The organism is Pseudomonas sp. S36 (assembly GCF_016647875.1).
Taxonomy (GTDB): domain Bacteria; phylum Pseudomonadota; class Gammaproteobacteria; order Pseudomonadales; family Pseudomonadaceae; genus Aquipseudomonas; species Aquipseudomonas parafulva.
The window spans coordinates 12,711-26,829 of the sequence record NZ_JACVVG010000022.1 but is presented as its reverse complement, the minus strand read 5'-3'; the positions used below and the strand labels follow the sequence as shown (position 1 = coordinate 26,829).

11 protein-coding genes are annotated in these 14,119 nt (G+C 64.0%); 5 read left to right on the top strand and 6 right to left on the bottom strand.

The genetic code is table 11. From position 1 onward, the window contains the following. Nucleotides 1-35: 35 nt before the first annotated feature. On the bottom strand, nucleotides 36-944 hold the full coding sequence (locus tag IAE36_RS14150) for a helix-turn-helix domain-containing protein (protein ID WP_201213021.1): 909 nt from the start codon (nucleotides 942-944) through the stop codon (nucleotides 36-38). A gap of 152 nt (nucleotides 945-1,096) precedes the next feature. Between IAE36_RS14150 and IAE36_RS14145 the strand changes: the two genes are divergently transcribed. From IAE36_RS14145 to IAE36_RS14130, 4 genes are all read left to right on the top strand, one after another. Continuing rightward, nucleotides 1,097-2,455, top strand: a complete 1,359-nt coding sequence (locus tag IAE36_RS14145; RefSeq protein WP_201213019.1) for a glutamine synthetase family protein — start codon at nucleotides 1,097-1,099, stop codon at nucleotides 2,453-2,455. 66 nt (nucleotides 2,456-2,521) lie between these two features. Next, nucleotides 2,522-3,610, top strand: coding sequence for a polyamine ABC transporter substrate-binding protein (locus IAE36_RS14140; RefSeq protein ID WP_201213017.1), 1,089 nt, complete (start codon nucleotides 2,522-2,524; stop codon nucleotides 3,608-3,610). Nucleotides 3,611-3,623: 13 nt separating this feature from the next. Then, complete coding sequence (locus IAE36_RS14135) at nucleotides 3,624-4,919, top strand: NAD(P)/FAD-dependent oxidoreductase (protein ID WP_201213015.1); 1,296 nt, start codon at nucleotides 3,624-3,626, stop codon at nucleotides 4,917-4,919. Nucleotides 4,920-5,037: 118 nt separating this feature from the next. Beyond that, complete coding sequence (locus IAE36_RS14130) at nucleotides 5,038-6,933, top strand: acyltransferase family protein (protein ID WP_201213013.1); 1,896 nt, start codon at nucleotides 5,038-5,040, stop codon at nucleotides 6,931-6,933. Nucleotides 6,934-6,947: 14 nt separating this feature from the next. On the opposite strand, the gene IAE36_RS14125 is transcribed toward IAE36_RS14130, so the two are convergent. Continuing rightward, nucleotides 6,948-8,324 (bottom strand): L-serine ammonia-lyase, encoded by a 1,377-nt coding sequence (locus IAE36_RS14125; protein ID WP_201213011.1) that lies wholly within the window; start codon nucleotides 8,322-8,324, stop codon nucleotides 6,948-6,950. Between the two features lie 146 nt (nucleotides 8,325-8,470). Here IAE36_RS14125 and IAE36_RS14120 point away from each other — a divergent pair, with 146 nt between their 5' ends. Beyond that, complete coding sequence (locus IAE36_RS14120) at nucleotides 8,471-9,427, top strand: LysR substrate-binding domain-containing protein (RefSeq protein WP_201164161.1); 957 nt, start codon at nucleotides 8,471-8,473, stop codon at nucleotides 9,425-9,427. Here the strand turns inward: IAE36_RS14120 and IAE36_RS14115 are convergent. The 4 genes from IAE36_RS14115 to IAE36_RS14100 form a co-directional block, all read right to left on the bottom strand. Beyond that, nucleotides 9,421-10,842, bottom strand: a complete 1,422-nt coding sequence (locus tag IAE36_RS14115; RefSeq protein ID WP_028634068.1) for an undecaprenyl-phosphate glucose phosphotransferase — start codon at nucleotides 10,840-10,842, stop codon at nucleotides 9,421-9,423. The genes IAE36_RS14120 and IAE36_RS14115 overlap by 7 nt on opposite strands. Before the next feature lie 109 nt (nucleotides 10,843-10,951). After that, a complete protein-coding gene (locus tag IAE36_RS14110) occupies nucleotides 10,952-11,692 on the bottom strand; it encodes a WecB/TagA/CpsF family glycosyltransferase (protein WP_201213009.1) in 741 nt (246 codons plus the stop codon). Beyond that, entirely contained in the window at nucleotides 11,692-12,882 is a 1,191-nt protein-coding gene (locus IAE36_RS14105; protein ID WP_201213008.1) for a glycosyltransferase family 2 protein, read from the bottom strand. Before IAE36_RS14105 ends, IAE36_RS14110 begins: the two co-directional genes overlap by 1 nt. After that, on the bottom strand, nucleotides 12,879-14,081 hold the full coding sequence (locus IAE36_RS14100; protein WP_201213007.1) for a glycosyltransferase family 4 protein: 1,203 nt from the start codon (nucleotides 14,079-14,081) through the stop codon (nucleotides 12,879-12,881). Before IAE36_RS14100 ends, IAE36_RS14105 begins: the two co-directional genes overlap by 4 nt. Nucleotides 14,082-14,119 lie beyond the last annotated feature (38 nt).

The following is a 14,119-nucleotide window of genomic DNA, read 5'->3' as shown; positions in this document are numbered from 1 at the left end:
CCATAGCAATTTTCAGGGGGGAATGCAGGCCCCTGTCAGGCCATCCCCACCCTCACCCGCTTCAATGTCTCGCTTGGAAACTCCTTGAACAACTGCCTGTAACTCTCTGAAAACCTTCCTAAATGCCAAAACGACCAGCGCATTGCGACCTCTGCCACCGTGACGCCACTGTCACGCAGCAGGTCGCGCCTGGCGCCATTGAGCCGGCGCAAGCGCAACCATTGTGCAGGTGGCATACCGGTGAATGCGCGGAACGCCTGTTGCAACTGGCGCAGCGACACCCCGGCCACGTCTGCCAGCTCCACCAGGTTGAGCGTTTCTTCAGGGCAATCGGCTGCCCATTCACTGACCGAACGCATGATCGCCCGCGCCTCGTCACGCCGGCCCAGGGCCGCGCCCTGCAGGCGCTGGCAGGCGTTGTCCAGAATGAACAGGCAGTCCTCCAGCAATTGCGGCGCCAGGGCCTGGGCCTGGTGCGGGCAGTCCGCTTCGGCCAGTTGCCGCAATGTGGCACTGAGCCAACTGCCGAATAACGCGTTCTGCCTGCTGCCCAGCGGCATCATGTACAGGCCGTCCAGCCGCGATGGGTGCAGCCCCTGCTGCGCCAGGAAGGCCTGGTCGAACACCACCGCCACCTCCTGATAGTTCTCGGGCGTGATCCAGATGTTGCGGCTGTGCTCGTTCAGCAGGTACAGGCTGTCATCGCTGCGGTCGAAACAGAACGTCAGTGACCCCGGCGGCGCACGGAAAAACTGCTCCACCCGGGTATTGAGGCGCTCCTCGTACACCTGCACGCCATCGAGGCCCAGGCTGCGCAGCTCACCATTGAAATGCCCCGGGGACATCTGCCGGTACTGCTGCTGCCAGCCAGGCGTGGCACGCACTTGCTCAGTGACGTCGGTGGTGTGGAACGCCTGGACCTGCATCGCATTGGCGGTTGTCACGCAATATCCCGTTTGCACTCTTTTGGTGCATTGGCAAGTGGTAAAAGTGGATAGATCACCCAGTCATCAGTCGCCAAGATAGCCCTCAGCGCGTCACCTGGGAAGCACCTGCCTGCGTTGCTACCCGCCCAAAACCCAACCAAGAGGTCTGTATGAACGCCCCTTTCGATCAGCTGTCCGCCTGGCTGAAAGAACATCGCATCACCGAAGTCGAATGCGTGATCAGCGACCTGACCGGCATCGCCCGAGGCAAGATCGCCCCGACCGCCAAGTTTCTGCATGAGCGTGGCATGCGCCTGCCAGAGAGCGTGCTGCTGCAGACCGTGACCGGCGACTACGTGGATGACGACATCTACTACAGCCTGCTGGACGCGGCCGACATCGACATGGTCTGCCGCCCCGACCCTACCGCGGTCTACCAGATACCCTGGGCCATCGAACCCACCGCGATCGTGATTCACGATACCTTCGACAAACAAGGCAACCCCATTGCGCTGTCGCCGCGCAATGTGCTCAAGAAAGTACTCAAGCTCTACGCCGACAAAGGCTGGCAGCCCATCGTCGCCCCGGAAATGGAGTTCTACCTGACCAAGCGCTGCGAAGACCCGGACTTACCGTTGCAGGTACCGCTGGGCCGCTCTGGCCGCGCCGAAAGTGGCCGCCAGTCGTTTTCGATCGACGCCGCCAACGAATTCGACCCCCTGTTCGAAGATGTCTACGACTGGTGCGAGCTGCAAGGCCTGGACCTGGACACCTTGATCCATGAAGACGGCCCGGCGCAGATGGAGATCAACTTCCGCCACGGCGACGCCCTGGACCTGGCTGACCAGATCACGGTGTTCAAGCGCACCATGCGCGAAGCTGCGCTCAAGCACAACGTGGCCGCCACCTTCATGGCCAAGCCGATCACCGACGAGCCCGGCAGCGCCATGCACCTGCACCAGAGCGTGGTGGACATCGCCACGGGCAAGCCGATTTTCGCCAACGACGACGGCAGCATGAGCACGTTGTTCCTGCACCATATTGGCGGTTTGCAGAAGTACATCCCCAAACTGCTGCCAATGTTTGCACCCAACGTCAACTCGTTCCGCCGCTTCCTGCCAGACACCTCGGCACCGGTGAACGTGGAGTGGGGTGAAGAAAACCGCACCGCAGGCCTGCGGGTGCCCACCTCCAGCCCCGAGTCGATGCGCGTGGAAAACCGCCTGCCCGGCGCCGACGCCAACCCTTACCTGGCCATCGCGGCCAGCCTGCTGTGCGGCTACCTGGGCATGGTCGAACAGATCGACCCCAGCGCACCGGTGCAGGGCCGTGCCTACGAGCGGCGCAACCTGCGCCTGCCGATCACCATCGAAGACGCCCTGCAGCACATGGAAGACTGCGAAACCGTGCAGCAGTACCTGGGCAAGCAGTTCGTCCAGGGGTACGTGGCGGTCAAGCGTGCCGAGCATGAAAACTACAAGCGGGTCATCAGCTCGTGGGAGCGCGAGTTCCTGATGCTGAGCGTCTGAGCCACCGGGGCTGCGCCGCAGCCCCGCTACACCGACTTCGAACAACAAGACCAACGAGGTGTTCCCATGCGTCATCTGCACAGCCTGACGGCGGCTGCACTCACCCTGCTGTTCGCCACCACCAGCCACGCCGAATCCAGCGTCAGCGTGTACAACTGGACCGACTACATTGGTGACACCACCCTGGCCGACTTCCAGGCCAGCAGCGGCATCAAGGTGGTGTATGACGTGTTCGACTCCAACGAAACCCTGGAGGGCAAGCTGTTGGCCGGGCGCACCGGCTATGACGTGGTGGTGCCCTCGAACCACTTCCTGGCCCGCCAGGCCCAGGCCGGCGCGTTCATGCCCCTGGACCGCAGCAAGCTGCCCAACTGGCAGCACCTGGACCCCAAGTTGCTGAAACTGCTGGAGCAGAACGACCCCGGCAACCGCTATGCCGTGCCCTACCTGTGGGGCACCAACGGCATCGGCTACAACGTCGACAAGGTCAAGGCCGCCCTGGGCATAGACCGTATCGATTCGTGGGCGGTACTGTTCGAGCCCGAGAACCTGAAGAAGCTCAAGCAGTGCGGTGTGGCGTTCATGGACTCCCCGGACGAGTTGTTCCCGGCGATGCTCAACTACCTGGGCATGAACCCGCGCAGCGAAAATGCAGCCGACTACCCCAAGGCTGAAGCACGCCTGCTGGCGCTGCGCCCTTACATTACCTACTTCCACTCCTCCAAATACGTGTCTGACCTCGCCAACGGCAACATCTGCATCGCCTTCGGCTACTCCGGCGATGTGTTCCAGGCCGCCCACCGCGCCGCCGAGGCCAAGAACGGTGTGAAAATCGCCTACAGCATCCCCAAGGAGGGCAGCAACCTCTGGTTCGACCTGCTGGCCATCCCCAAGGATGCCAACAACCCGGAGCAGGCCCTCGCCTTCATCAACTACCTGATGGACCCCAAGGTGATCGCCAAGGTCAGCGACACGGTCGGGTACGCCAACGGCAACCCGGATGCCAAGGCCTTCATGGATGCAGCCTTGGTAAACAACCCCGAGATCTATCCGCCGCAGGAGGTGCTCGACAAGCTGTACATCTCCACCACCCAGAGCCCGAAGATCATGCGCCTGATGACCAGGTCCTGGACCAAGATCAAGTCCAACCGCTGAGCCGAGAATACCCATGCCTGCACAGAGCCAACACACTGCCTCGTACTATGCCGCCAGCGCCCGGCAACCGGCGCCCTACCCCAGCCTTGCGGGTGACCTGAGCGCCGATGTGTGCGTGGTCGGCGGCGGCCTCACCGGGGTGAACACTGCCCTGGAGCTGGCTGAGCGCGGGCTTTCGGTGGTGCTGCTGGAAGGCCGGCGCATCGGCTGGGGGGCCAGTGGGCGCAACGGCGGCCAGCTGATCCGTGGCATCGGCCATGACGTCACGGGCTTTGCTCGGCATGTGGGCCAGGAGGGCGTGCGTTACCTGAAGCAGGCCGGCATCGATTCGGTCACCCTGGTGGCCGAGCGCATCGCCCGTTATGGCATCGCGTGCGACTTGCGCTGGGGCTTTTGCGAATTGGCCAACACCCCCGCCCAGTTCGAAGCGTTCGCCGCCGAGCAGGATGACCTGGCCAGCCTGGGGTATCGCCCCGAAACCCGCCTGGTCAGCGCCGAGCGCCTGCATGAGGTCGTGGCGAGCGATCGCTATGCCGGGGGCATGGTCGACATGGGCTCCGGCCACCTGCACCCGCTGGACCTGGTGCAGGGCGAGGCCCGTGCGGCGACAGGCCTTGGCGTGCAGATCTTCGAGCAAACCCCGGTGCTGCGCATCGTACACGGCCCACGGGTAACCGTGCACACCGCCTACGGCCGCGTGCAGGCGGAGCACCTGGTACTGGGTTGCAATGCCCACCTGGAGGGCCTGGAGCCAACGCTCAGCGGCAAGGTGTTGCCAGCCGGCAGCTATGTGGTGGCCACCGAGCCGCTGCCCGAGGCGCTGGCAGCCAGCCTGATCCCGCAGAACATGGCCCTGTGCGACCAGAAAGTGGGCCTGGACTACTATCGCCTCACGGCAGACCGCAGGCTGCTGTTCGGGGGCGCTTGCCACTACTCCGGGCGCGACCCTCGGGACATCGGCGCCTACATGCGGCCCAAGGTGCTCAACGTGTTCCCGCAGCTGGCCAACGTGCGTATCGACTACCAGTGGGGCGGCATGATCGGCATCACGGCCAACCGGTTCCCGCAGGTGGGGCGGCTGCGCCAGCACCCCAACGTCTACTACGCCCAAGGCTATTCGGGCCATGGGCTGAACGTGACCCACTGGACCGCCAAGCTGTTGGCCGAGGGTATAGCCGTGGGCCACAGCCAGGGCCTGGACGTGTTCAGCGCCGTCCCCCACCTCACCTTCCCCGGCGGCAAAGCCCTGCGCTCGCCGCTGTTGGCCATGGGCATGCTCTGGTACCGCCTGCGCGAAGCGCTCGGTTAACCCCCTGTGCAGCAGGCCCTGTGCTAACCTGCCCCGCTAAAAAAACGCACCGCCACCCCAGCGGGCGCTCAAAGGGAAGCGGGCAGTGCTGCCCCGGTTAGTTCAGGATTCCTCACCCATGCAGTTCCACAAGAACATCAACGCCTTGCGGGCGTTGGCTGTGATATCCGTCGTGCTCTACCACTTCAAGACCGCAGGCCTGAGCGCGGGCTTCATTGGCGTGGATGTGTTCTTCGTGATCTCGGGTTATCTCATGACCCGCATCATCGCCACTGGCCTGCAAGCCGGGCAGTTCTCGCTCATCGCTTTCTATGCCGCCAGGGCGCGCCGGATCATTCCCGCGCTTGCCGCACTGTGCGTGGTGCTGGCCGTGTTCGGTTACTTCTTCCTGCCCACGGACGACTACCGGGAGTTGTTGCGCACCACCAAGGAAAGCCTGCTGTTCACGTCCAACCACTACTTTGCCAAGGACGGCAGCTACTTCGACGCCCCACTGCAGGAAAACTGGCTGCTGCACACCTGGTCGCTGTCGGTGGAGTGGCAGTTCTACCTGCTCTACCCGCTGATCCTCATGGCCCTGTTCAAGCTGGGCAACCTGAGTAGGGTGAAGCTGATGGTGGCGGCCCTTGGGGCCTGTTCCCTTGCGGCTTCAATGGCCTACAGCGCCAGCCACCCTGTAGGTTCGTTCTTCCTGTTGCCTACCCGGGCGTGGGAAATGATTGCCGGCGGGCTGGTGTACCTGTACCCGCTGAAGCTTTCGGGGCGGGCGGTGGCCGCCTCTGAAACCCTAGGGCTGGCACTGATTGGCGCCGCCCTGGTGCTGCTGCCACACGACGCTGCCTGGCCTGGTTACCTGGCCCTGGTGCCCGTTGCCGGTGCCATGCTGGTGATCCAGGCCAACTCAAACAGCGCGTTCGCACGCAACCGGTTGCTGCAGTTTCTGGGGAAATGCTCGTATTCAATCTATCTGTGGCATTGGCCGCTGGTGGTGTTTCTGTATACCTGCGGGCTGCTGGACAACCCGCTGGCGACCACGGTCGCCATGCTCTTGTCGGTGGGCCTGGGTGCGCTCTCCTACTATGGCGTCGAGGCCAGAACACGCAAAGTGGCACGGCCAGCCATGGGCCTTGCCCGCTACGTTGGCATGGGCCTGCTGGTGGTTGCCGCTGCCGGCGCGCTGGGTTCTGCGGTCAAGCACAACCCTCAGGTGCGCTGGGTCAAGCAGGACGGAAAACCGGAATACGAAAGCAAGCTGTATACCCAGCAGTGCACACCGAACGCATTTGGCGCTTCGCAATGCCAGTTGGGCGCTGGCGAAATCACCGCCATTCTGCTGGGTGACAGCCATGCCCAGTCAACCGCGGCAGCCTTGATGCTGGAAACCGATCAGGCAGCGCTTGGCTGGGCCCGCGCGGGCTGCCCTACCCTGATCGAGTTCCAGATGAACAACAAGGAGGTCGAGCGCGACTGCAAGGCGTTCAATGCCGAGAAGTTCGCGATACTGCAAACAGAGCACCAGGGGGTGCCGCTGTTCCTGTTCAGCCGCGCGGCGCTGTACACCGACCCGCGTCGCCACAGCGGTTACAGCCTGTACTTCGAGGGGGTACAGGACCAAGGCAGCCGTGCGTTCAAGCAGCGGTTCATCCAGGCGTACACCGACACGGTCTGCATGCTGGCAAGCCACCGGCCTGTGTACATCGTCAAGCCCATCCCGGAAATGCCGTTCAGTGTCTACAAGGGGTTGAACCTGCAGGCGCGGGTTTTGGGCATCAAGGCTGATATCTCAACCCCACTGGCGGGTTACCTGGCCCGCAACCGCCTGGCGCTGTCAGCCATGGACACGGCGGCGGCCACGTGCAACGCCAAGGTCATCGACCCGGTGCCGTACTTGTGCCCTGATGGGAAATGCATGGGGTCCAAGGGTGGGGTGCCGCTGTATTTCGACGACAACCACCTGATCGATGCCGGCAACGAGCAATTGCGCGGGTTGTTCAAAGGCACGCTGGCGCGTTAAGCGCCACAGGGGCATCAGCACTCCACAAAGGCGACGGCCAGGCCCCCCCGGGACGTTTCCTTGTAATTGGCGTGCATGTCTGCCCCGGTGTCACGCATGGTGCGAATCACCCGGTCCAGCGAGATGAAATGCTCACCGTCGCCGCGCAAGGCCATCTGCACGGCGTTGATCGCCTTCACCGCTGCAATGGCGTTGCGCTCGATGCACGGCACCTGCACCAGGCCGCCCACCGGGTCGCACGTAAGGCCCAGGTTATGCTCCAAGGCAATTTCCGCTGCGTTTTCCAGCTGCGGCGGCGTTGCCCCCAGCACCTGCGCCAGGCCGGCGGCAGCCATCGAACAGGCTGAACCCACCTCTCCCTGGCAACCCACTTCCGCACCGGAAATAGAGGCGTTCTTCTTGCACAGGATGCCCACCGCTGCCGCGGCCAGCAGGAAGTCCACCACATCGGCATCAGAGGACGTGGGGTTGAACTTCATGTAGTAGTGCAGCACGGCGGGGATGATACCCGCAGCACCGTTGGTGGGCGCCGTGACCATGCGCCCGCCGGCGGCGTTTTCTTCGTTGACCGCCAGGGCGAACAGGTTGACCCACTCCATGGCGCTGAGGGTAGAGCCGATCACGTTGGGCTTGCCCAGTTCCTGAAGGCTGCGGTGCAACTTTGCCGCACGGCGCTTCACATGCAGCCCGCCCGGCAGGATGCCTTCATTGCGCAAGCCATTGTTCACGCACTCACGCATGGCCGCCCAGATCCGCAGCAGGCCTTCGCGCACGCCTGCCTCAGGCCGCCAGGCACATTCGTTGGCCATCATCAGCTGGGCCACGCTCAAGCCGTGAACCTTGCACAGGCTCAGCAACTGCTCGGCGCTGTCGAATTCGTACGGCAGGGCCACCGCCTGGCTGTCGCCAGCCGGCTGGTCGATTTCTGCCTGCTCGACGATGAAGCCGCCGCCGACCGAGTAATAGGTCTGGCTGAGCAGGCTGGCGCCGCTGTCGAAGGCTTCGAGACGCATGGCATTGGGGTGGTACGGCAGGTCTTCGTCCAGCAGCAGCATGTCTTGCGCATAGTCGAAGGTCAGCGGCTGGCTGCCATCGAGCATCAGGCAACGCTCCTGCAACACCTGGCCGATGCGCGAGTCGATGGTGGCCGGGTCGATGCGATCAGGCCATTGGCCCATCAAACCCAGCAGGCACGCCCGGTCAGTGGCATGCCCTACCCCGGTTGCCGACAACGAACCGTACAGACGCACTTCGACACGCTGGGCGCGGGCCAGCAGGCCTTGCTCGCGCAACGCCTGGGCGAAGGTTGCCGCAGCGCGCATCGGGCCCACCGTGTGTGAGCTGGAGGGGCCTATGCCGATTTTGAAGAGGTCGAAAACACTGATAGCCATGCTAAAACCTGACCGCTGGATGCCTTGTGGCATGCAACAGATATGCGAAGAAAGTGGGCGCTAGCGCCTGTTATCGGCAATACTGGCCCTCATCCTCTGGAATGACCAACGATACTTCCTAAGCAAGGCTTTAGCAGGGCTAAACAATGCGACATCAACTCACTGGCCAATCGTTTGTCTGGCTGCATGTCTTCGCCTGCGCGGCGCGGCACCTGTCATTCACCCGTTGCGCCGAGGAGCTGCACATCACCCCCGGGGCCGTCAGCCAGCAGATGCGCCAGTTGGAAGAACGCCTGGGGTATCGCCTGTTCGTGCGCCGGGCGCGTGGCGTGGAGCTCAGCGCGGAGGGCCAGCGCCTGGCACAAACCGTGGCTGAGGCCTATGGCAGCATCGAAGCCGAACTGCTGCGCCTGGACGCGGGTGAAATCCGCGGGACTGTGCGGGTGCGCTCGATCCCGTCATTTTTGGCCAAATGGCTGACCCCGCGCCTGCCGCGCTTCCAGCAACGCTACCCGGACATCGAACTCCGACTGGTGGCTGAAGACAGTGCCCAGGCCCTGACCCCGGGGGACTTCGACCTGGCCATCGACCTGAACGATGGCAGTTACCCCGGCATGCTTTCTACCCCGCTGCTGGCCGAGCAGATCTTCCCGGTCTGCTCCCCCGGCCTGCTGCGTGGCCGCCCGCCCCTGCACGGGCCGGCCGACCTGGTGCACTACCCGCTGCTGCACGACATCACCGCCTGGCGGGGCAGCTCGGAGTATGCAGAATGGGAGTTCTACCTGGAGGGTATCGGCGCCGCCGCGCAGGATGTGCGCCGCGGGCACACCTTCAACCGCAACCACCTCACCATCGAGGCGGCCATTGCCGGCCTGGGCGTAGCCATTGCCCGGCGGACACTGCTCAATGACGAGCTGGAACGTGGCGCGCTGATCGTGCCGTTTGGCGTGGCCATCGCCAACCACAAGCGCTATGTGGTGCACTACCCGCCTGGCGGCCTGAACCAACCCGGCGCGCGGGCCGTGCATGACTGGCTGGTGGCCGAGGCCCACAGTTTTCGCGAGTTGCACCCGCTGGGCCAGGGCCCGACGCCCACTCAATAGGCGTGCTTGCCGGTAAAAGCGTTGAGGGTGCGCACCAGGATCACGAAGTCGAGCCACAGCGACCAGTTGTTGATGTATTCGATGTCCGAGTCCACGCGCTGGATCATCTGCTCGATGTCCTTGGTCTCCCCCCGGAAGCCGCGTACCTGAGCCAGGCCAGTCATGCCGGGCTTGATGTTGTGGCGGGCGAAGTAGTCGACGATGTCCTGCGAATACAGGGTGTCATGCTGCAGGGCGTGGGGCCTGGGGCCCACCAGCGACATCTCGCCGGTCAGCACGTTGAATAGCTGGGGCAGCTCGTCGAGGCTGGTGCGGCGGATGAACGCGCCCACCTTGGTCAGCCGGGGGTCGTGCTTCTGCGCCTGCTTGATCTCCCCGCCATCCGGTTGGTGCACGTGCATGCTGCGAAATTTCCAGATACGGAACGACTCACCGGTCCAACCCGTGCGCTCCTGGCGGAAGAACACCGGGCCCGGGCTGTCGAGTTTGATCGCCAGGGCCACCGCCAGCAGCACCGGTGAAGCACATAGCAGAATCAGCGCAGCGAGCACTTTGTCTTCCAGGTTTTTCAGGAACAGGCTCATGCCGGTGAGCGGGGTTTCGGAAAGGGTGAGCACCGGGATGCCGGCGATTTCTCGCACGCTGTGGTTGATCAGGCGCAGCGAGAAGATATCGGGCACCCAGTTCACGGCGATGCATTTGTCCAGCAACTTGAAATACACCTGGTTGATCACCTCGGAACCGCCCAGGGGGGTCACCAGGTAGACGGTGCGGATGGCATGGCGGGCAACGATGTCGTCCAGCTCGCCGATATGCCCAAGCACTGGCAGGCGTTGCTTGGCCTCGGCGGCCTCTGGCGCGTCGGCAGGGGCCGGGCCCAGCAGCACGCAGCCCAGCACCCGTTCGCCGAACCATGGGTTGTTGCTGATTTTCTGGTAGAGGAAATTGGCCAGGTCACCCTCACCGATGATCAGGGCATTTTCCAGGCGGGCGTGGGCCGTGAACCGTTTTTGCAACTCGCGCACGGCGATGTGCATAAAAAGCTGGGCGATGTAGCCAATAATGAACAGCTGCACCACCAACAGCCGGGAATAGGTTTCGCTCTGCTTGGTCAGAAACGCCATCACCACCAGGAAGCAGAAGGTGGCCGACCAGGCCTTGAACAAGCGAAACGCCTTGATCGACAAGCTGACATTGGTGCGGTAGATGGCGTAATGGTCATAGATGACCGCCAGGGCACCGATCAGCAACAGCAGCATGATCACGTAGTCGGAGGTGATGTAGCCAAACTGGTCGTAGATCAGGTACCAGGCGATCCCGGTGACGGCGATGCCGTCCAGGCCCGCCTGAATGGCGTTGCTCACACTGCTTCTGCGCTGAAGCAACGAACGGCTGCTTCGGGGTTCGAAAACCATTTCAGACCTCTTCGGTGGGTGCCTGGCAACTGCCAGCGATCAAACAGCCAACCTGAAAACAGCGTAAGCGAAGCGGGTGAAGCGCCGATGCATTGATCTCACTGTAGCATCATGGCGAGCGGCTGCTGAACAGCAGGGTGCGTAGCAGAAACAGCGGGTTACCGGCCACATAGCGCATGAACAGGCGCTTGGGTTCGCGCACCAGGCGGTACAACCACTCCAGCCCGAAGCGCCGCAGCCAGCCCGGCGCACGGCTGACCTTGCCCCCCAGAAAATCCAGAATCGCCCCGCCACAGATGATCAGGCACGGTTGGCCGCTTTCGGCCAGCGCTGCCGCCACGGCTTCCTGCCGTGGCATGCCCATGCCCAGCACGATCAGGTCGGGCCGGTGCTTGCCGGCCAGTTCCAGGTAGGTGTCGATGGCGGCGAACCCATCGTGCACCGACACCGGCTGTACCCCAAAGGTAGCCGCGCCGCGCTGCGCGGCCTGGCCCAGGTAGGGCTGGCGCGTGCCCCAGAACGCCACACGGCGGCCACGGTACGCCCCCAGCAGCCTGGGGATGAAGTCGGTGCCGTTCATGTTCAGGCCCGGCGCCAGCCCCAGCCTGCGGTACAGAATGGCCATGCCCGAACCGTCGCGCAGCAGCACGCCTGCCGACAGCAGCGCCTGGCAGTAGGCGCTGTCGCGCACTACCAGGTTCATGGCATGGGCGTTGACGAACCCCAGTACGGTAGGCGCAGTGGGGGCAGCGAGCTGCGCAAGCAGCCCCTGGGCTGCGTCATTGTTCTGCACAACCTGCAGCTGATCGATGATGCGTTGCCAGCGCTGCCGCCAAAGTCGTCGAGGCATCAATCGTCATCCCGTTTGGAGCGCACCCACTCGACCTGGCGCTTGATCAGAAAGCCCAGGTACAGCGGGATCTTGCGGGCGGCATAAAAAGGCGCGTACAGCAGCACCGAGAACGGAATGACCTCCCGGCAGAAGCGCAACCAGGCCAGGCCAACAGCAAGTGCCAGCAACACAAGCGCCCAAAGGGCTAGCCAGGCTGGCGTTGCCAGGCCCAGCACGGCGTAGGCCAGCCAGGTCAGCAGATTCAGCCCGAGCAAGGCCAGCACCAGCAGCGCTAAAGGTGGTACCAGCAGGTCCAGGGTCAGGGCTGCCAGGTCACCGTTGCGTTGCTGCACCGCGGCCATGGCCCGCCTTGGGGCATCGGCCAGAATCAGGCCCAAGTGGCCATGCTCCCAACGGGTGCGCTGGCTGTTGAGGCCCTGCTGGCTCACCGGAAACTGGCTGGTCACCAACGCCTCGGGGCAAAAGAGCGGGGGCTTGCCCTGCTGGCACAGGTCCAGCCCGAGTTTTATGTCTTCGACCAAGTGGCCGTTGGCCAGGTCGACCCCCGCCAGGTCCTGCCAACGGAACGCCATGCCAGCCCCCATCAGCTGGCACGGCAACCCCAGGCGGGCCCAACCCCGTGGGCGCACCAGGTTTTTTACCCGCCAGGCAAATTCGGCGACCTGCACTTTCGCCCCGGCACCTGCCGGTGCGCGCATCAGGTACAGCCCCTGCACCGGCCTGCCCGCCTCAACGCAACGGCGCGCCAGGCGCTCGATGGCGCCCTCGCCCACCACGCAGTCGGCATCCACCACAATCACCACGTCCGGGGCCTGGCTGGCCAGGTGGCGCAGGCCGAAGTCCAGCGCATAGCCCTTGCCACGCAACCGTGGGTCCTGGCGCTCGACCACCTCAGCGCCGGCAACGCCCGCCAGCCGTGCGGTGTCATCGGTGCAGTTGTCCGCCACCACCAGCAAGCGGTCGCCGGCCAGCAGTTGGGGGGTGATGCTGGCCAGGGTAGTGGCGATGATCGACGCCTCGTCATGGGCGGGCACCAGTACCGCCACCCGCGGCCTTGCACCACCGGCCATCGGCCGTTGCCGGCGCGCGGGCAGGCAAGCCAGCACCACCTGCAGCAAAAGCACCAGCACCGGCACCAGGGCGATCAACGCCAGCACACCCAGCAACCCACCCAATACACTAATCATGCGTCTGCCTTGAAATAACCGGCCAGCCGGGCCGCCTCGGTATCGATGTCATGGCGTTGCAGTACACGGTGGTAAGCCGCGTCGCCCATGTGCTGCAGGTTCTGCACCGGTTGCGCCAGGCAGTCAGCCATGGCTTCGGTCAGTTGCTCCACATCGCCAGCCGGCACCAGCCAGCCATTTTCACCAGGGCGTACCAGTTCGGGGATGCCCGCTACATAGGTAGTGAGTACCGGCCGGCGCAAGGCCATGGCCTCCATGATGACCACGGGCAGGCCCTCGGCAAAGCTGGGTAAAACCAGCGCGCGTGCTGCGAGGATTTCTTCACGCACCTGTGCACTGCTGATCCACCCTGTAATCCGCACGTGGCGCTCCAGCCCGTAGCGGTCAATCAGCCGCTCGATCTCCCCGCGCATCTCGCCGTCACCTGCCAGCACCAGCTCGAACGCCGTCGCCTCGGCGGCGAGCCTGCGCGCCGCCTCCAGCAACAGCAACTGCCCCTTCTGTTCGCACAAGCGCCCCACGCACACCAGCCTGGGCGCAGCGGGCACCGCTACAGCCGGTACCGCATGAAAGGCCTGCTCAAGGCCACAATGCACCACTTTTATCCGGGGCCAGTGCTCGTGGGCCACCCAACGGTACAACTGGCTGCGCCCATAGGCGCTGACGGCTGCCACGAACGCGGCGCGTCGGGCCTTTTCACCCAGGTGCAGGAACTGCGGTTTATCGAACTCTTCAGGCCCGTGCACGGTAAAGCTGTACGCAGGGCCACCCAGTGCGTTGGCCAGCATCACCACCTCAGCCGAATTGGTGCCGAAATGGGCATGCACATGGCTGGACCCACTGGCCTGCAACCACTGCAGCAACTGGCAGGCCTCGGCCAGGTAGATCACATGGTAGGGCCAGGCCCGGTCGGCCCGGCGGCCCATGCCCAAGGCCAGGCGCAGTGCCTGAAGAAACCGCCGGGGTTGATGGCGCAGCACGTGCCAGGTGGGTGCGATCAATGCACGCAAGCCGCCTTGCAGCACATAACGGGTCTTGAGCTTTTCACTGGCATCGTCGGCGTCCTGCACCTCGGCATCCCAACCCCGCAGCGCCAGACGCTGCACCTGCACACCCAGGCGCTCCAGCGCCAGGATCTCGCGGCGGATGAAACTGTGGCTCACCTTCGGGTACTGATTGATGAAGTAGGCGATACGCATACGAATCCAGATCCAAACCCGCTTGATGGCCTAGCGCC

Coding starts and splice junctions, on each gene's coding strand:
- IAE36_RS14145 (WP_201213019.1), top strand. CDS start 1,097: ATGAACGCCCCTTTCGATCAGCTGTCCGCCTGGCTGAAAGAACATCGC.
- IAE36_RS14140 (WP_201213017.1), top strand. CDS start 2,522: ATGCGTCATCTGCACAGCCTGACGGCGGCTGCACTCACCCTGCTGTTC.
- IAE36_RS14135 (WP_201213015.1), top strand. CDS start 3,624: ATGCCTGCACAGAGCCAACACACTGCCTCGTACTATGCCGCCAGCGCC.
- IAE36_RS14130 (WP_201213013.1), top strand. CDS start 5,038: ATGCAGTTCCACAAGAACATCAACGCCTTGCGGGCGTTGGCTGTGATA.
- IAE36_RS14125 (WP_201213011.1), bottom strand. CDS start 8,324: ATGGCTATCAGTGTTTTCGACCTCTTCAAAATCGGCATAGGCCCCTCC.
- IAE36_RS14120 (WP_201164161.1), top strand. CDS start 8,471: ATGCGACATCAACTCACTGGCCAATCGTTTGTCTGGCTGCATGTCTTC.
- IAE36_RS14115 (WP_028634068.1), bottom strand. CDS start 10,842: ATGGTTTTCGAACCCCGAAGCAGCCGTTCGTTGCTTCAGCGCAGAAGC.
- IAE36_RS14110 (WP_201213009.1), bottom strand. CDS start 11,692: ATGCCTCGACGACTTTGGCGGCAGCGCTGGCAACGCATCATCGATCAG.
- IAE36_RS14105 (WP_201213008.1), bottom strand. CDS start 12,882: ATGATTAGTGTATTGGGTGGGTTGCTGGGTGTGCTGGCGTTGATCGCC.
- IAE36_RS14100 (WP_201213007.1), bottom strand. CDS start 14,081: ATGCGTATCGCCTACTTCATCAATCAGTACCCGAAGGTGAGCCACAGT.